16 protein-coding genes and 1 riboswitch are annotated in these 15,984 nt (G+C 68.1%); of the genes, 13 read left to right on the plus strand and 3 right to left on the minus strand.

The annotated features are described in order from the left end of the window. The first annotated feature begins 1 nt into the window (after position 1). The 6 genes from PBT88_RS00500 to PBT88_RS00525 are packed head-to-tail and all read left to right on the plus strand — an operon-like array spanning position 2 to position 6,013. Entirely contained in the window at positions 2 to 1,339 is a 1,338-nt protein-coding gene (locus PBT88_RS00500) for an efflux RND transporter periplasmic adaptor subunit (protein ID WP_270077312.1), read from the plus strand. A gap of 4 nt (positions 1,340 to 1,343) precedes the next feature. Next, positions 1,344 to 2,039 carry an ABC transporter ATP-binding protein gene (locus tag PBT88_RS00505; protein WP_270077313.1) on the plus strand — a complete coding sequence of 232 codons (696 nt, stop codon included), beginning with the start codon at positions 1,344 to 1,346 and terminating at the stop codon, positions 2,037 to 2,039. 50 nt (positions 2,040 to 2,089) lie between these two features. After that, positions 2,090 to 3,298 carry an ABC transporter permease gene (locus PBT88_RS00510; RefSeq protein WP_270079344.1) on the plus strand — a complete coding sequence of 403 codons (1,209 nt, stop codon included), beginning with the start codon at positions 2,090 to 2,092 and terminating at the stop codon, positions 3,296 to 3,298. Next, entirely contained in the window at positions 3,295 to 3,969 is a 675-nt protein-coding gene (locus tag PBT88_RS00515; RefSeq protein WP_270077314.1) for an EF-hand domain-containing protein, read from the plus strand. The genes PBT88_RS00510 and PBT88_RS00515 overlap by 4 nt, the downstream gene beginning before the upstream one ends. After that, the gene (locus tag PBT88_RS00520; RefSeq protein WP_270077315.1) at positions 3,966 to 4,691 is read left to right on the plus strand and encodes a response regulator; all 726 of its coding nucleotides are present in this window, start codon (positions 3,966 to 3,968) and stop codon (positions 4,689 to 4,691) included. The genes PBT88_RS00515 and PBT88_RS00520 overlap by 4 nt, the downstream gene beginning before the upstream one ends. Then, a complete protein-coding gene (locus tag PBT88_RS00525) occupies positions 4,691 to 6,013 on the plus strand; it encodes a sensor histidine kinase (protein ID WP_270077316.1) in 1,323 nt (440 codons plus the stop codon). The genes PBT88_RS00520 and PBT88_RS00525 overlap by 1 nt, the downstream gene beginning before the upstream one ends. Positions 6,014 to 6,028: 15 nt before the next feature. Here the strand turns inward: PBT88_RS00525 and PBT88_RS00530 are convergent, their stop codons facing one another. The 3 genes from PBT88_RS00530 to PBT88_RS00540 form a co-directional block, all read right to left on the minus strand. Continuing rightward, positions 6,029 to 6,613, minus strand: a complete 585-nt coding sequence (locus PBT88_RS00530; RefSeq protein ID WP_270077317.1) for a manganese efflux pump MntP — start codon at positions 6,611 to 6,613, stop codon at positions 6,029 to 6,031. A gap of 12 nt (positions 6,614 to 6,625) precedes the next feature. Beyond that, positions 6,626 to 6,811: riboswitch (yybP-ykoY riboswitch) on the minus strand. 26 nt (positions 6,812 to 6,837) lie between these two features. Further along, the gene (ppc, locus tag PBT88_RS00535; RefSeq protein WP_270077318.1) at positions 6,838 to 9,528 is read right to left on the minus strand and encodes a phosphoenolpyruvate carboxylase; all 2,691 of its coding nucleotides are present in this window, start codon (positions 9,526 to 9,528) and stop codon (positions 6,838 to 6,840) included. Positions 9,529 to 9,611: 83 nt separating this feature from the next. After that, positions 9,612 to 10,214, minus strand: coding sequence for an HNH endonuclease (locus PBT88_RS00540; RefSeq protein WP_270077319.1), 603 nt, complete (start codon positions 10,212 to 10,214; stop codon positions 9,612 to 9,614). Positions 10,215 to 10,390: 176 nt separating this feature from the next. On the opposite strand from PBT88_RS00540, the gene gluQRS reads away from it, so the two are divergent. The 7 genes from gluQRS to PBT88_RS00575 all read left to right on the plus strand — a co-directional run bounded on the left by gluQRS (position 10,391) and on the right by PBT88_RS00575 (position 15,957). After that, positions 10,391 to 11,275 (plus strand): tRNA glutamyl-Q(34) synthetase GluQRS, encoded by an 885-nt coding sequence (gluQRS, locus tag PBT88_RS00545; protein WP_270077320.1) that lies wholly within the window; start codon positions 10,391 to 10,393, stop codon positions 11,273 to 11,275. Positions 11,276 to 11,284: 9 nt separating this feature from the next. Continuing rightward, positions 11,285 to 11,527 carry an HIG1 domain-containing protein gene (locus tag PBT88_RS00550; protein ID WP_270077321.1) on the plus strand — a complete coding sequence of 81 codons (243 nt, stop codon included), beginning with the start codon at positions 11,285 to 11,287 and terminating at the stop codon, positions 11,525 to 11,527. Between the two features lie 9 nt (positions 11,528 to 11,536). Further along, positions 11,537 to 12,115, plus strand: coding sequence for a cob(I)yrinic acid a,c-diamide adenosyltransferase (locus PBT88_RS00555; protein WP_270077322.1), 579 nt, complete (start codon positions 11,537 to 11,539; stop codon positions 12,113 to 12,115). Between the two features lie 96 nt (positions 12,116 to 12,211). After that, a complete protein-coding gene (gene egtB, locus PBT88_RS00560) occupies positions 12,212 to 13,504 on the plus strand; it encodes an ergothioneine biosynthesis protein EgtB (RefSeq protein WP_270077323.1) in 1,293 nt (430 codons plus the stop codon). A 2-nt stretch (positions 13,505 to 13,506) separates the two neighbouring features. Beyond that, on the plus strand, positions 13,507 to 14,487 hold the full coding sequence (egtD, locus tag PBT88_RS00565) for an L-histidine N(alpha)-methyltransferase (protein ID WP_270077324.1): 981 nt from the start codon (positions 13,507 to 13,509) through the stop codon (positions 14,485 to 14,487). A 64-nt stretch (positions 14,488 to 14,551) separates the two neighbouring features. Beyond that, positions 14,552 to 15,421 carry a 3-hydroxyacyl-CoA dehydrogenase NAD-binding domain-containing protein gene (locus PBT88_RS00570; protein WP_270077325.1) on the plus strand — a complete coding sequence of 290 codons (870 nt, stop codon included), beginning with the start codon at positions 14,552 to 14,554 and terminating at the stop codon, positions 15,419 to 15,421. After that, positions 15,418 to 15,957 carry an HIT family protein gene (locus PBT88_RS00575; RefSeq protein WP_270077326.1) on the plus strand — a complete coding sequence of 180 codons (540 nt, stop codon included), beginning with the start codon at positions 15,418 to 15,420 and terminating at the stop codon, positions 15,955 to 15,957. The genes PBT88_RS00570 and PBT88_RS00575 overlap by 4 nt, the downstream gene beginning before the upstream one ends. The last annotated feature ends 27 nt before the right edge of the window (positions 15,958 to 15,984 follow it).

The following is a 15,984-nucleotide window of genomic DNA, read 5'->3' on the forward strand; positions in this document are numbered from 1 at the left end:
CGTGGACCAGCCCAGCACGGCCCCTGACACCGATATCGATAGCTTCCTCGGCATCGAGACGAGCCATAGCGGCCGCCGCATCGCCCGCCGGATCGCCATCGGCGTCGCGGTGATATTGGTGCTGCTGCTCGTCGTCCGCTGCGTTTCGAGCGCGCATGAGCGCACCCATTATTCGACGGTGGCGGTGAAGCGGGGCGATCTTTCGGTCTCGGTCTCGGCGACGGGCAATCTCACGCCGACCAAGCAGGTCAATGTCGGTTCGGAGGAATCGGGCATCGTCGTCGACGTGTTCGTGCAGAACAACGATCATGTCACCAAGGGCGAACCGCTCGCCCAGCTCGATCCGTCGCGGCTGAAGGATGCGCTGGTGCAGAGCCAGGCCACTTTGCTCGCCGCGCAGGCGACGGTGGCGCAGAACCAGGCGACGGTCGACCAATCGAGCGCGACGCTGCGTCGCTATCAGGAGGTCGCGCGCCTGTCCGGTGGCAAGGTGCCGTCGGCGACCGAACTCGATACCGCACGCGGCGACGCCGAGCGCGCGATCGCCAATCTGAAGGCGGCGCAGGCGCAGGTCGCGCAGGCCCGCGCCAGCGTCTCGACCAACCAGACCAGCCTGTCCAAGGCGACGATCTACGCGCCGGTCGACGGCGTCGTGCTCTCGCGCCAGGTCGAGCCCGGGCAGACCGTGGCGGCGTCGTTCAACGTCGCCACCCTGTTCACGATCGCCGAAGATCTGACCAACATGAAGCTCGACGTGAAGGTCGACGAGGCCGACGTCGGCGACGTGCGGGTCGGCGACAGCGCGACCTTCACCGTCGACGCCTATCCGGGCCGCACCTTCACCGGCCATGTGACGCGCATCGATCTCGGCGCCAACGCCACGCCGACGGTCAACAGCGCCGGCACGACCACCAACGCCTCGACCACGGTGGTCGCCTATACCGCCTCGCTGACGGTCGCGAACCCGGATCTGGTGCTCCGCCCCGGCATGACCGCGACGGCGAGCGTGCTGGCCTCGGTGCAGCACAACCAGCTGCTGATCCCCAATGCGGCGCTGCGCTTCACGCCGGATGGCTGGAAGAGCGATACGGGGGGCGCCTTCCAGCTGGGCGGCCCGAAGCAGGGCAGCGGTGGCTTCGGCGTGGCGGGCCAGGAGAAGAAGGCCGCTATCGGGCGCGGCAGCCAGCAGACCGTCTATGTGCTGGACGGCAAGGGCGATCCCAAGGCGGTGAACGTCGTCGTCGGCAGCACCAATGGCACATCGACCGCCGTATCCGGGCCCGATGTGAAGCCGGGGATGCAGGTGATCACCGGCCGCCTCGCCGTAAAGGGCAAGTGATCCGGTGGCGGCGCCGCTGATCCGGCTGAAGGGCGTCACCAAGCGGTTCGGCGCGGGGGAGGCGGCCTTCCAGGCTCTCAAGGGCATCGATCTCGATATCGAGGCCGGTGATTTCATGGCCGTCATGGGGCCGTCCGGCTCCGGCAAATCGACGACGATGAACATCCTCGGCTGCCTCGACGTGCCGACCAGCGGCAATTTCCTGTTTCGCGGCCATCATGTCGAAAGCCTGGGCCGGGACCAGCGGGCGCTGCTCCGTCGCCGCTATCTCGGCTTCGTGTTCCAGGGCTTCAACCTGCTGGCCCGCACCACCGCGCTGGAGAATGTCGAGCTGCCGCTGCTCTATCGCGGCGAGGACCGCTGGACCCGGCGCGAGATGGCGCTGGCGGCACTCGACAAGGTCGGGCTGGTCGATTGGGCGAAGCACACACCGGCCGAACTGTCGGGCGGTCAGCAGCAGCGCGTCGCCATCGCCCGCGCGATCGTCACCCACCCGGACGTGCTGCTCGCCGACGAACCCACCGGCAATCTCGATTCCGAACGCTCGATCGAGATCATGGAGTTGCTGACCAGCCTCAACCGGGACAATGGCATCACCGTGCTGATGGTCACCCATGAGGCCGAGATGGCGGCCTTCGCCCGCACCATCGTCCATTTCCGCGACGGGCTGGTCGAATCGATCGAGAGGAAGGCGGCATGAGCGATTTCTCCGCCGCCCCGCCGCCGCCGCGCCGTGCGTCCTCGGCGCGATTGATCGCCACCACCTCCCTGCTCGCGCTGCGGGCGATCCGGCGACACATTTTGCGCTCCTGCCTGACCGTGCTCGGCATCGTCATCGGCGTCTTCGCGGTGGTGACGATGGTGACGCTGGGCAAGGGCGCCACCCAGTCCGTCCACGATCAGGTCTCCAGCCTCGGCGCCAACATCCTGACGGTGCTGCCGGGGCAGGGCGCCGGGCGCGGCGGCGGCGGGGAGACGCCGCCGCCGTTCAAATATGCCGATCTCGATGCGATCCGCGATCAGGTGACCGGGGTGACCTCGGTCGCCCCGCAGGCGCAGGCGTCGGCATCGGCGGTCCATAACGCCGCCAACTGGTCGACGACCGTCAACGGCACCACCAATGCCTATCTCGACGCGCAGAACTGGAAGATCGCCGATGGCCGCCGGTTCAGCGATGGCGAGGAGGAGGCCGGCAAGTCGGTCTGCCTGCTCGGCAACACGGTGAAGACCAACCTCTATCCGCACGAGGAGCCGGTCGGCACCCGGCTCCGGCTCGGCGCGGTCGATTGCCAGGTGATCGGCGTGCTCGATACGCGCGGGCAGGGCGGTTTCGGGCAGGATGCCGACGATACCGTCGTCATGCCGATCAAGGCGGTGCAGCGTCGGTTCAGCGGCAACCAGGATATCCGCGCGATCATCGTCGCGGCGGACCCGGCCTATGACAGTGCCGACGTGCAGGAATCGATCGCCGCGCTGCTGCGCGAGCGCCGCAACATCCGCGGCGGCAAGCTCGACGATTTCATGATCTTCGACAACAAGCAGATCGCCGACACGCTGTCCGGCATCACCAACGTGCTGACCGCGATCGTCAGCGCGGTGGCGGCGATCTCGCTGCTGGTCGGCGGCATCGGCATCATGAACATCATGCTGGTGTCGGTGACCGAGCGCACCCGCGAGATCGGCATCCGCCTGGCGATCGGCGCGGTGGCGCGCGAGGTGATGCTGCAATTCCTGGTCGAGGCGGTCGTGCTGTCCTGCCTCGGCGGGCTGATCGGGCTGGTCCTGGCCCTGCTCGCCTCCTTGGGCCTGTCGCAGGTGATCAAGGTGCCGTTCGTGTTCGATCCGTGGACCAATTTGTTCGCCTTCCTGTTCTCCGGCCTGATCGGGATCGTGTTCGGCTATTTCCCCGCGCGTCGGGCGGCGGCGCTCAACCCGATCGACGCGCTTCGCCACGAATGATCTGGACGCTGTTTCTCGCATGGCAGGCGGCGGGCGTGCAGGCGCCGGCCGAGCAGGCGCCGGTCGAGCAGGCGATCGTCGTCAATGGCGCGATCGGCTGCGGGCCGCCCTTCGCCAAGACCTATATCGCCCCGATGGGCGAGCCGTTCCGCACCGACGGTTTCACCGATCCGATGAAGCTGTGGTTCGATCGCGCCGATGCCGATCATGACGGCCGGCTCACGCTCGCCGAGATGCAGGCCGATTCGGATCGCTTCTTCGCGACGCTGGACAAGGATCGGTCGGGCGAGATCGACCCGGACGAGATGTCCTATTACGAGAATGTCGTCGCGCCGGAGATCAAGCTCTACCAGCGCGGGCAGGACAAACGGCCGCATACCCGTGAGCAGAAGCACGACGCCAAGGCGGCCGCACGGCGACGGGCCGATTATGAGGCGCCTTATGGCGCGGGCCTGTGGGCCTCGCTCAACATCCCGCAGCCGATCGTATCGGCGGATTTCGATCTCAATCGCGGGGTCTCGCGCGCCGAGCTCGACCAGGCGGCGGTCAATCGCTGGCCGCTGCTCGATACCGCCCATCGCGGCTATCTCACCTATGACACGCTGGCGAAGTCTCCTTCGCAAATGGATATCGACGCATGCCGCGCGGCCGCCGATAAGCAACATCGATGAACGAACCCACGCCCCCCCGCCTGCTGGTGGTCGACGACGACGCCGATCTGCGCGACCTGATCGCGGCCTTCCTGCGCGACCATCATATCGACGTGGACACCGCCGCCGATGCCGAGGGCATGGATGCGGCGCTGTCCCGCCAGCGCTATGATTGCGTGATCCTGGATCTGATGATGCCGGGCGAGGACGGGCTTTCGGTGCTGCGCCGGATGCGCGGGCGCGATCGCACGCCGGTGATCATGCTGTCGGCGATGGGCGAGGATGTCGATCGCATCGTCGGCCTCGAAGTCGGCGCGGACGACTATCTGTCCAAGCCCTGCAACCCGCGCGAACTGCTCGCCCGCGTTCGTGCGCTGCTGCGCCGGACCACGCGGGGCGACGAGGTGGCGCTGGTGGCGGTGCCCGGCAGCGGCACCCCGCGTCGTCGCTTCGGCGACTGGTCGCTGGATCTGGTCGAACGCACGCTGTTCCGGCAGGGCTATCCGGCAGCGCCGCTCACCGACGCCGAATTCCGGGTGCTCACCGCCTTCCTCGATCGCGCGCAGCGCGTGCTGTCGCGCGATACGCTGATCGAGCTGGCCAAGGGATCGGACGCGGACGTGTTCGATCGCGCCATCGACGTCACGATCAGCCGGTTGCGCAAGAAGCTCGGGCCCGGCGATCCGATCCGCACGATCCGCAACGAAGGCTATATGCTGGCACTGCGGCCCGAGGAGAGCTGATGCGCTTCCGGTCGCTGCCCCTGTTCTGGCAGACGCTGATATTGCTGATCGCCGGCCTGATGACGGCGCAACTCGTCTCCGTCCTGCTGATCATCTACCTGCCGGCACCGCGCCCCGATTTCTATACCATGACCGAGATCGCGGAACGGCTGGCGTTCGATCCGGGGGCGGACAGCGCGCTGGTCGTCCGGCACAGCGCGGACGAGCCGGCGCCCGACAATGGCATGATTTCCGATCCTTCGATCACGGCGCGGCTGGCCTATCAGCTGGCCCGGCCGATCGGGCAGGTGCGGATCTTCTTCCTGGCCGACCAGGCGGAGGTGTTTCCCTTCTCCCGCACGTCGGGCGCCGGCGCGGTGCCAATCCGGCATGGCCAGCCCTATTTCTTCAATACGGTGCTCGCCGGGGTGCGCGATCCCGGCGGTGGCTGGAACATCCTGCGGACGCCGCCGCCGTCGTGGATCAGCGTCTGGCAGCAGCGCACGATGATCTGGTTCGGGCTGACTGCACTGGCGATGATCCCCTTCGCCTGGATGTTCGCGCGCCGCCTGACCCGGCCGATCCGCCGGCTGGCCGAAGCGGTCGAGCGGATCGACCATGATCGCGATGCGCCGCCGGTGCCCGCCGAAGGCCCGGCCGAGCTGCAACTGACCGCCAAGGCCCTCAACGCGATGCATGGGCGCCTGCGCACCAACATGCGCGAGCGGGCCGCGATGATCGGGGCGATCGCGCATGATCTGCGCACGCCGCTCGCCCGCATCGCCTTCCGCATCGAGGCGGCGCCGGAGAAGATCCGCGGGCCGGTGCAGGCCGACATCGAGCAGATGCGCGAGATGGTCGCCGCGACGATCGGATTCCTGCGCGGCGATGTCGGCATGGGCGAGCGCCAGCCGGTCGATCTCGCGGCGCTCGCGCGCAGATTGGCGGGCGAGGCGACCGACACCGGCTCGTCGGTCGCGATCTCGGAGATCGAACGTATCATCGTCAGCGGCGATCGTTCGGCCCTGGAACGGCTGTTGCAGAACCTGATCGACAATGCGCTGAAATATGCCGGCAGCGCCGAGCTCATCGTGTGCCGCGACATCGATCGCGCCCGGCTCATCGTCGTCGATCGCGGGCCGGGCATTCCCGAAGAGGAACTGGATCGGATGTTCGAGCCGTTCGAGCGGCACGAGCCGTCGCGCAGCCGGTCGACCGGCGGGCTCGGGCTCGGGCTCGCCATCGCCCGCCTGATCGCGCAGGCGCATGGCGGCTCGATCCGCGCCGAGAATCGCGACGGCGGCGGGCTGGCGGTGACGGTGGACCTGCCCGCCGCCGCCTGACCGGCCGGTTTGGCGTCAGCCTTTGACCAGCAGCTGCTGGATCGGAATCGCCGCGCCGATCAGGATCAGCACCGCACCGCCCGCGATCTCGGCATAGCGGCCCAGCCAGAGACCGGCATGTTTGCCGAGCATCACGCCGCCGGTGGCGATCACCGTGGTGACGGCACCGATGACGATGCAGGCCGCGAGCAGCGGCACGCCCATCACCGCGAGGCTGACGCCCACCGCCAGCGCGTCGATCGAGGTGGCGACGGCGGTCAGCGCGACGCCGAGCATCCCGCCGCTCTTCGTCTTCTCGTCATCGTCATGGCCCTCGGCAAGATCGCCATGCCAGGCTTCCCACATCATGTGCCCGCCGACGCCGACGAGCAGCGCGAAGGCGATCCAGCCGCCATATTGGGCGAACCAGGTCGCCACCGCCTTGCCGATCACCCAGCCGAGCGCGGGCATCAGCGCCTCGAAGGCCCCGAAGACGATACCGATGCGCAGCGCGTCGCGCAGTTTCGGCTGCCCGATCGCGGCACCCTTGCCGACCGCAGCGGCAAAGGCATCGACCGACAGTCCGAGCCCGAGGGCACCGAGAGTGAGCATTCCAGCCATGAAAATTCCTGGGCGGGCCGAGTGGACAGACAACGACGCACGTTCCCCCGGCCCGACCGGGAAACATGTCATCGTTGGTCTTGCCGGGCGGATGCACGATCCGCTGCCTTCGCCATGGCGACCTGAAACCAGATCGACCAAGTATGTTGACGAAGGCCCCGCTGAAACGGCGGGTGGCTACTCCCCAAGAATGGGCGGGTGGTTAGCGGGGATCGATGGTCCGATCAACCACTGTTGCGCAACGCCGTGGCGATGGCGTTGATCGACAGCTCGATGCCCTCCTTGATGCGGGGGTCTTCCTCGCCCGCGCGGTGGCGCTTGAGCAGCTCGACCTGGAGCAGGTTGAGCGGCTCGATATAGGGCAGGCGCAGCCGGATCGAGGTGTCGAGCGCCTGATGCTTCTCCAGCAGCCGGGTCTGGCGGGTGACGGCGAGCAGGCAGTCCTGCGCCTGGTTCCAGCCGTCGCGGATGCGGCCGAAGAAGCGATCCCCCATCGCCTTGTCCTCGACCAGCGGGAGATAATAAGCGGCGATCTTCATGTCCGATTTCGCCAGCACCATCTCCATGTTGGCGAGCGTCGCGGCGAGGAACGGCCAGGCCTCCAGCATCTCGCGCAGCAGGCCCATGTCGCCGAAGCCGGACAGCCCCTGGCCGACGCCATACCAGCCCGGCAGCATGATCCGCGCCTGGGCCCAGCTGAACACCCAGGGGATCGCGCGCAGATCCTCGATGCGATCGGATTTGGTGCGGCTGGCGGGCCGCGAGCCGATCTTGAGGCCGGCAATCTCGGTCAGCGGCGTGATCTGGCGGAAGAAGGTGCGGAAGGCGTCGTCGCCATAGACCAGATCGCGATAGGCCCCGAACGCGGTTTCGGAGATGGAGGCCATGGCGGTGGCGAAGCGATCATAGTCCTTGTTCGAAAGCTTGGGCTTTTCGAGACTGGCGAGCAAGGTGGCGGACGCCATCGCTTCCAGGTTGATCGCGGCGCTTTCCCGCGTGCCATATTTGGCGGCGATCACCTCGCCCTGTTCGGTGATGCGGATGCGGCCGTTGACGGTGCCCGGCGGCTGCGCCTGGATCGCGGCGAAGGACGAGCCGCCGCCGCGCCCGACCGCACCGCCCCGGCCGTGGAACAGCTGCATGGCGACGCCGGCCTTGTCGAACACCGGCGCCAGCGCGCGCGAGGCCTGGTGAAGCGACCAGACCGAGGTCAGATAGCCGCCATCCTTGTTCGAATCCGAATAGCCGACCATCACCTCCTGATGGCCGCGCGCCTTCGACAGCGCCGCGATCTCGGGCAGCGCGAACCAGTCGGCCATCACCGCCGGCGCATTTTCGAGATCGCCGATCGTCTCGAACAGCGGCACCGCCATGATCGCGGCCTCCGGCGCTTCGCCCTCGCTCGCGGCGGGCCGGTACAGGCCGACCTCCTTGAGCAGGGTGTGGACCTCCAGCATGTCCGACACGCTTTCGGATTTCGAGATGTTGTAGATGCCGATGCACGCCGGGCCATAGAGGCGATGGGCTTCGGCCGCCGCCCGCAGGATGCCGAGTTCGGACTGGGTCTCCTCCGAATAATCGCCCCAGCCGCTGGACAGCGGCCGGGCATGGGCGAGTTCGCTGCGCAGCAGCGCGATGCGTGCCGCCTCGTCGAGCGCCAGATAATCGGCTTCGACGCCGGCCACCTTGAGCAGTTCGGCGACCACCCGTTCATGGACGTCGGCATTCTGTCGCAGGTCGAGCGCGGCGAGATGGAAGCCGAAGATATCGATCGCCCGGATCAGCCGGCCGAGTGCGCCGCCGCTCTTCAGCGTGTCGCCGCCGCTGTCGGCCAGCGCACGGGCAAGGGTGGAAAGATCGTGGCGCAATGCCGCCGGATCGGCATAGGCGGCCGCCTTCACCCGTGCCGGGCGCGGCGGGGCATGGCCGACGATCGCCGCGAAGGTGGCGGCGAGGCGGGCATAGATGCCGGTCAGGGCGCGCCGATAGGGCTCGTCGCTGCGGTTGCGGCCGGGATCGTGGGCATCATCGGCGAGTGCGCCCAATTGCTGGTCGACGGGGGCCAGTTCGGTCGAGATCGAAAGCTCGGCGCCGAGCCCGTGGATCGCATCGAGATAGGAGCCGAGCACCGCTTCGGCCGATCGTGCCAGCACCAGCCGCAACTGATCGGCCTGGACATTGGGATTGCCGTCGCGATCGCCGCCGATCCAGTTGCCCAGCCGCAGGAAGCTCGGCGTCCGCGCACCCAGCGCGCGATCCCAGCGCGCATAGAGCGCCGGCAGGGTCGGCAGCAGCACGTCGCGCAGATAGGCCAAGGCGGTGTCGATCTCGTCGGCCACATAGAGCCGCTCGCGGCGGAGCGCGCGGGTCTGCCAGAGCAGCGCGATCTGGCGGATGATCGCCTCTTCGACCAGATCGCCGTCCTCGGTCTCCTCCGCGCCGCCATCCTTGAGCTGCATCAGCTCGGCGATGCGGTTGCGGTGGTCGATCACGCTCTTGCGGCGAACCTCGGTCGGGTGTGCGGTCAGCACCGGCACGACCAGAGCCCGCTCGAGCATGGCGAGGATGCGCGCCTTGTCGATGCCCTGATGCTCGAGCCGGGCGAGCGCGTGCGCCATGTCGGCATCGGGTTCGGCGGTGACGCCCTGTCGATCCTCGGCGAGATTGGCGAGCATCGAGAACAGCATGAAGCCGCGCACGAAGGCGAGCGTGTCATCGAGGCCGAGCGCATCCAGCCCGGCATCGATGGCCTCGGCACCGGCAATCCCGCGCGCCCGATCCACCGAAACCGAGCGGATATATTCGATCCGCCGGAACAGCGCGTCGCCGCCATAGGAGCGGATCACATCGCCGAGCAATCGCCCGAGGAAACGGACATCGGGGTTCTGCGTGATCGGGGGGGATGCGCTGGCCATGCGCGGTTGCTGCAACGCACCAGCCCCGCCGTCAATGCTTCGTTTCACCAATGATGTCGTATACTATTTGTTTGTTACCCGCATCAGGCCTCCAGCGGCACATCCCAATAGAGCCAGTCCCGCCAGCTATCGTGGAGATAATTGGGGGGGAAGCGGCGGCCATTCTCCTGCAATTCCCAGCTCGTCGGGCGCATCGGTTCGTGGGTGAGCTTCATATGGGCCTGCCTGGGCGTCCGCCCGCCCTTGCGCAGATTGCAGGGCGAGCAGGCGGTGGAGACATTCTCCCACGTCGTCCGGCCGCCTTGCGCGCGCGGGATGACGTGATCGAAGGTGAGATCGTGCCGCTCGCCGCAATATTGGCACTCGAACCCGTCGCGCAGGAACAGGTTGAAGCGGGTGAAGGCCGGATAGGCCGAGGGCTTCACGAACTGGCGCAGCGCGATCACCGAGGGCAGCTTCATCGAGAAGCTCGGCGAATGCACCTCGCGTTCGTAATGCGAGACGATGTCGACGCGCTCCAGGAACACCGCCTTGATCGCGGTCTGCCACGGCCATAGCGACAGCGGATAATAGCTGAGCGGCGTATAATCCGCGTTGAGCACCAATGTCGGGCAGCCATCGGGATGCCGGGCGAGATCGGGATGTTGGGCAATATCGGGATGCCGGATGAGATCGGGATGGTACATGGAACGGCAGGGACCTCCGCGTCGCGCGGCGTTGCCCGTCCGGCCTCCAGCCCTGTCGCACTCAGGACGCGATGCCGGTAAGGCAGCGTCGTCGTCTTCGTTGCCATGTCGGATGCCCGATCATGGTGACGGGTGCATGACACATCACTCGCGACTCGCGGTCAAGGGCCGGTTCGATGATTTTTCCCTCTGATTCGACCATTGCGCCGATCGTCACCCGCTTCGCGCCGAGTCCGACGGGGCGGCTGCATCTCGGCCACGCCTTCTCGGCGATCCAGGCGCATGATTTCTCGCGGCACCGCGGCGGACGCTTCCTGCTCCGGATCGAGGATATCGATCCGGGCCGGACCCGGGAGGAGCATGTCGCCGGCATCGCGGAGGATCTGGCATGGCTCGGATTGGGCTGGGACAGCGATCCGATCCGGCAATCGGCGCGCCTGCCCGTGTATGCGGCGGCGCTCGACCGGCTGAAGGCGGACGGGCTGGTCTATCCCTGCTTCTGCACCCGCGCCGAGATCGCGGCGAGCGCCTCTGCGCCCCATGGGCCGGCGGGCGCACTTTATCCCGGCACCTGTCGCGGGCTGGGCGCGGCGGCGCGCGCGGCGCGCATGGCGGGGGAAGCCCATGGCTGGCGGATCGACATGGCGCGCGCGGTCGCAATGGCGGGGCCGCTGACGTGGCACGATCAATCCGCCGGCACCGTCGTGGCGATGCCGGCGGCGCAGGGCGACGTGGTGCTGGCACGCAAGGATGCGCCGATATCCTATCATCTTGCCGTCACCGTGGACGATGCGGCGCAGGGCGTCACCGATATCGTGCGCGGGGTCGATCTGTTCGAGGCGACCCATGTCCACCGCCTGCTCCAGGCGCTGCTCGGCCTGGCGACGCCGCGTTACCATCACCATCCGCTGCTGACCGGCGCCGACGGCCAGCGACTCGCCAAGCGCCATGGTGCGCCGAGCCTCGCCGATATGCGGGCGGCCGGGCAGGCGCCGGGCCTGCTGGCGGCGGCGCTGCGGGAGGGGCGGACGCCGGTTGGCTTCGGCGTCGTGCAGGCCTAGCATCGGCCGATGCAGACCGTCCTTGCGATCATCGTCCTGCTGTTCGCCTTGGCGGCGCTGGTTGCGCTCATGCGCGGGATCGTGATGTTCCTGCGTACCAAAAGCGAGGAATTGCGCGGCGATCCTTCCGCCGGGCCAAGCCCGTCGAGCCTGCGGCAGAACCGGATGATGTGGCGGCGCATCCAGTTCCAGGCGCTGGCGGTGATCGCGGCCGTGCTGTTCCTGCTTTTGGCGCATCCGCACGGGCATTGAGGGCATCTGATGGTCAAGCTCAACAAGATCTACACGCGCACCGGCGATGGCGGCGAGACCGGCCTCGTCGACGGATCGCGCGCCCCCAAGCATGATCCGCGCATCGCCGCGATCGGCGAGGTCGACGAGGCGAACTCGGCGATCGGCGTCGCGCTCCTCCATCTTCCGGCCGCAAGCGAGGCGGCGGCGATGCTCGGCCGGGTGCAGAACGAGCTGTTCGATCTCGGCGCCGATCTCGCCACGCCGGGCGAGGATTTCGTGGCCACCGACATGGCGTTGCGGATCGTGCCCGGCCAGATCGACCGGCTGGAGCGCGAGATCGACGCCATGAACGCGACGCTGGCGCCGCTCACGAGCTTCATCCTGCCCGGTGGCGAACCGGCCGCCGCGCATCTCCATCTCGCCCGCGCGATCGTGCGGCGGGCGGAGCGGGCGGCGGTGCTCGCGGCGGCGACGCGCTCGCTCAATCCCTTGGCGTTGCATTATCTCAACCGGTTGTCGGATCATCTGTTCACGCTCTGCCGGGTGATCAACGGCGCCGGCGCGCAGGACGTTCTCTGGGCGCCGGGGGCGACTCGGGCGGGCTGAGCCTGTCGGCGGCGGACTCCTTGAAATTGCCGGCGGAAGCGCAACCTATCCGGCGGCGAAGTCGTTGACCGCGTTCCATACGGGGAGTCGTTTTTCATGGCAGCACGAGCTGGCGCGATCGTGTCGACGCGCGACGCGCCCGATGATGGTGAAGCGCTCGAACGATTTCAGCGGGTTCGTGCCCTGTCGCTGGCGCTGGCGGCCAATCTGTCGGATGCCGACGCCACCGCCCAGTCGATGCCCGATGCCTCGCCGGCGAAATGGCATCTGGCGCACACCACCTGGTTCTTCGAGACCTTCGTGCTGCGCGATCATGTGCCGGGCTACGATATCTTCGACGCGCGCTGGCCGTTCCTGTTCAACAGCTATTATGAGGCCGAGGGCGCGCGGATGGCACGGCCGTCGCGCGGTTTGCTGACCCGCCCCTCGCTGGACGAGGCCCGGGCCTATCGCGCCCATGTCGAGCGCGCGCTGGAGGAGGCCTGGGCCGATTTGCCGCAGGCGGCGCGCGATCTGGTCGAGCTGGGCTGCCATCATGAGGAGCAGCATCAGGAATTGCTGCTCACCGATATCCTGCACCTGTTCGCGCAGAACCCGCTCGCGCCCGCCGTCTGGCCGGCGCCGCCGCGCCGGTTCGGCACGGCGCCTGATCCGATCCGCTGGATCGCGGGGCGGAGCGGCCGGGTCGAGATCGGGCATGACGGCGAGGGGTTCGCCTTCGATTGCGAAGGGCCGCGCCACAGCGTCTGGCTGGCGCCCCATGCATTGGCCGATCGGGTGATCACCAATGGCGAATGGCGCGCCTTTATCGACGGCGGCGGTTATACCACCGCCTCGCACTGGCTGTCCGATGGCTGGGCGTGGGTGCGCGAAAACGGGATCGAGGCGCCGGCCTATTGGCGCCGGGGCGAGGATGGCGGCTGGACCGAGCGGTTCGGGCTCGACGGCCAGCACCCGATGGACCTGGCTGCCCCCGTCCGTCATGTCAGCTATTATGAGGCGGACGCCTATGCCCATTGGGCCGGCGCAAGACTGCCGACCGAAGCCGAATGGGAAAGCGCCGCGCAGGCGCACGACCCGACCGACGGCGCCTTTCTCGATACGGCGCAGGCCGTCCGTCCGCTTCCGCCGACGCCGGGCAGCGGCCTTCGCCAGATGTTCGGCGATGTCTGGGAATGGACCCAGTCGGCCTATCTGCCCTATCCGGGCTTCCGCGCGGCCGAGGGTGCGGTCGGCGAATATAATGGCAAGTTCATGTCCGGCCAGTTCGTGCTGCGCGGCGGCAGCTGTGCCACGCCGCGCGGCCATGCGCGGGCGAGCTACCGCAACTTCTTCTACCCCCATCAGCGCTGGCAGTTCACCGGCGTGCGCCTGGCAAAGGATCTGTGACCATGCTGCTGGAGATGGAGCGGAGCGACGCCGCCACGCCGGGCGTCGACCCCGCCTTCCGCGCCGACGTTCTCGCGGGACTCGCGACGGCGCGCAAGGCGATCCCGGCGCGCTGGTTCTACGATCGGCGCGGCTCGGAGCTGTTCGAGCAGATCACCGGGCTTCCCGAATATTATCCCACCCGCACCGAGCGCGCGCTGCTCGCGGCGCATGCGCCCGATGTCGCGCGGCTCGCCGGCACCGGCCGGGCAGTGGTGGAGTTCGGCTCGGGATCGTCGGCCAAGACGCCGCTGCTGCTCGCCGCAGTGGAGCCCGCCGCCTATGTGCCGATCGATATCTCGGGCGACTTCCTGCGCGAATCCGCCGCCGCGCTCGGCCAGCGCTTTGCCGGACTGCCGGTGCATCCGGTGGAGGCCGATTTCACCCGCCCGATCCGCCTGCCGGCGGCGATCGGCGGTGCGCCGCGCCTCGGCTTCTTCCCGGGCTCGACGATCGGCAATCTCGCGGCGGTCGCGGCGGTCGATCTGCTGCGGGCGATGGCGACCACGCTGGGCGAAGGCGCGATGCTGCTGATCGGCATGGATCGGGTGAAAGGCGAGGACGTCCTCGTCCCCGCCTATGACGATGCGCAAGGCGTGACGGCGGCGTTCAACCTCAACCTGCTCCACCGCATCAATCGCGAACTGGACGGCGATATTCCCGTCGACGCCTTCCGCCACCGGGCGATCTGGAACGACGGCGAGGCGCGGATCGAGATGCACCTGGAGGCGACCCGCGATATCGCCTTCACCGTCTCCGGCTGCCGCTTCGCGATGGCGGCCGGCGAGACCATCCATACCGAGAACAGCCATAAATATGGCCCGCGCAGCGCACGCCAGACCCTGGCGGCGGGCGGCTGGACGACGGTCGCCGAATGGACCGATCCGCAGCAGAATTTCGCCCTCCTGCTCGCCGAGGCACGGCCGACGCCGGCGGCACCCTGATCGTCTGTCCTTCGCGATCGAACCCGGCTAGGCGGGCTGGCAAGCGATTCGGATGGAGGATGGCATGGAAACGATAGGGGTTATTGGCGCGGGGCAGATGGGCGCCGGCATCGTGCAGGTGGCGGCGCAGGCCGGCTATCGCGTGCTGCTCTCCGATCGCGACGTGACGCTCGCCGAAAAGGGCAAGATGGGCATCGCCAAGCGGCTCGGCTCGGCGGTGGAGAAGGGCAAGGCGACGGCGGTCGATGCCGATGCCGCGCTCGGCCGGATCGAGACGGTCGGGGATTATAGCGCTTTCGGCGACGCCATCATCGTGATCGAGGCAGCGACCGAACGCGAGGAGATCAAGCGCGCGATCTTCGCCGAGGTGGGTGCGAAGATGGGCGGCGATGCGATCCTCGCCACCAACACCTCGTCGATCCCGATCACGCGGCTGGCCCAGGCGGCGCCCGATGCCGGCCGGTTCATGGGCGTCCACTTCTTCAACCCGGTGCCGGTGATGAAGCCGATCGAGCTGATCCGCGGCCTGGCGACCTCGCAGGAGACGGTCGATCGGGTCGAGGCGTTCGCGCGGCAGCTCGGCAAGGAGGTCGTCCACGCCAACGACGCACCCGGCTTCATCGTCAACCGCGTGCTGATGCCGATGCTCAACGAGGCGATCTTCGCGCTCGGCGAGGGCGTCGCCAATGTCCGCGACATCGATACGGCGGTGAGCCTTGGCCTCAACCATCCGATGGGGCCGCTGACGCTCGCCGATTTCATCGGCCTCGATACCTGCCTGGAGATTTGCCGGGTGCTCCATGCCGGCACCGGCGATCCCAAGTTCCGGCCGGCGCCGCTGCTGGTCAAATATGTCGAGGCCGGCTGGCTCGGCCGCAAGACCAAGCGCGGCTTCTACGATTATCACGGCGCCGAGCCGGTGCCGACGCGATGAGCCGCGCCGCTGTCGCCCTGCTCGCGCTGCTCGCCCTTGGTCCGGCTCTTGGCCCGGCCATGGCCGAGGTCGCGCCCGGCACGACGCCGGGGTCCGCCACCGGCCTGTTCGGCGGCTATGACGACCATAATGCCTTCGCGCGGATCCTGCGCGGGGAGCTGCCGGCCACCAAGGTCTATGAGGACCGGCAGGCGTTCGCCTTCATGAACATCCATCCGCTCTCGACCGGCGATCTGCTGGTGATCCCGAAGCGGCCCTATCGCAACATGATGGATATCCCGCCCGCCGTGCTGGCGCATCTCATCCAGGTGACGCAGCGGCTGGCCAGGGCGCAGGCGCGCGCGCTCCATCCCGACGGCATCTTCATCCGCCAGAATAGCGGCGAGGTGGCGGGGCAGACCGTGTTCCACTTCCACATGCATGTGACGCCGCAATATGCCGGCGTACCGCTGGCGAAGACCTCCTACGGGCAGGCGCCTGCCGACCCCAAGGAACTGGCGGCGGTGGCCGCGAAGATCCGCGCCGCGATGCGCTGATCCGCAAGCCGCTGGCATCGGCCGATG

Origin of the sequence: Sphingomonas abietis, from assembly GCF_027625475.1 — a bacterium.
GTDB lineage: Bacteria > Pseudomonadota > Alphaproteobacteria > Sphingomonadales > Sphingomonadaceae > Solisphingomonas > Solisphingomonas abietis.

Bases quoted from the DNA above. Each gene is read 5' to 3' on its own strand.
- PBT88_RS00515 (WP_270077314.1), top strand. From the start codon at position 3,295: ATGATCTGGACGCTGTTTCTCGCATGGCAGGCGGCGGGCGTGCAGGCG.
- PBT88_RS00520 (WP_270077315.1), top strand. From the start codon at position 3,966: ATGAACGAACCCACGCCCCCCCGCCTGCTGGTGGTCGACGACGACGCC.
- PBT88_RS00525 (WP_270077316.1), top strand. From the start codon at position 4,691: ATGCGCTTCCGGTCGCTGCCCCTGTTCTGGCAGACGCTGATATTGCTG.
- PBT88_RS00530 (WP_270077317.1), bottom strand. From the start codon at position 6,613: ATGGCTGGAATGCTCACTCTCGGTGCCCTCGGGCTCGGACTGTCGGTC.
- ppc (WP_270077318.1), bottom strand. From the start codon at position 9,528: ATGGCCAGCGCATCCCCCCCGATCACGCAGAACCCCGATGTCCGTTTC.
- PBT88_RS00540 (WP_270077319.1), bottom strand. From the start codon at position 10,214: ATGTACCATCCCGATCTCATCCGGCATCCCGATATTGCCCAACATCCC.
- gluQRS (WP_270077320.1), top strand. From the start codon at position 10,391: ATGATTTTTCCCTCTGATTCGACCATTGCGCCGATCGTCACCCGCTTC.
- PBT88_RS00550 (WP_270077321.1), top strand. From the start codon at position 11,285: ATGCAGACCGTCCTTGCGATCATCGTCCTGCTGTTCGCCTTGGCGGCG.
- PBT88_RS00555 (WP_270077322.1), top strand. From the start codon at position 11,537: ATGGTCAAGCTCAACAAGATCTACACGCGCACCGGCGATGGCGGCGAG.
- egtB (WP_270077323.1), top strand. From the start codon at position 12,212: ATGGCAGCACGAGCTGGCGCGATCGTGTCGACGCGCGACGCGCCCGAT.
- egtD (WP_270077324.1), top strand. From the start codon at position 13,507: ATGCTGCTGGAGATGGAGCGGAGCGACGCCGCCACGCCGGGCGTCGAC.
- PBT88_RS00570 (WP_270077325.1), top strand. From the start codon at position 14,552: ATGGAAACGATAGGGGTTATTGGCGCGGGGCAGATGGGCGCCGGCATC.
- PBT88_RS00575 (WP_270077326.1), top strand. From the start codon at position 15,418: ATGAGCCGCGCCGCTGTCGCCCTGCTCGCGCTGCTCGCCCTTGGTCCG.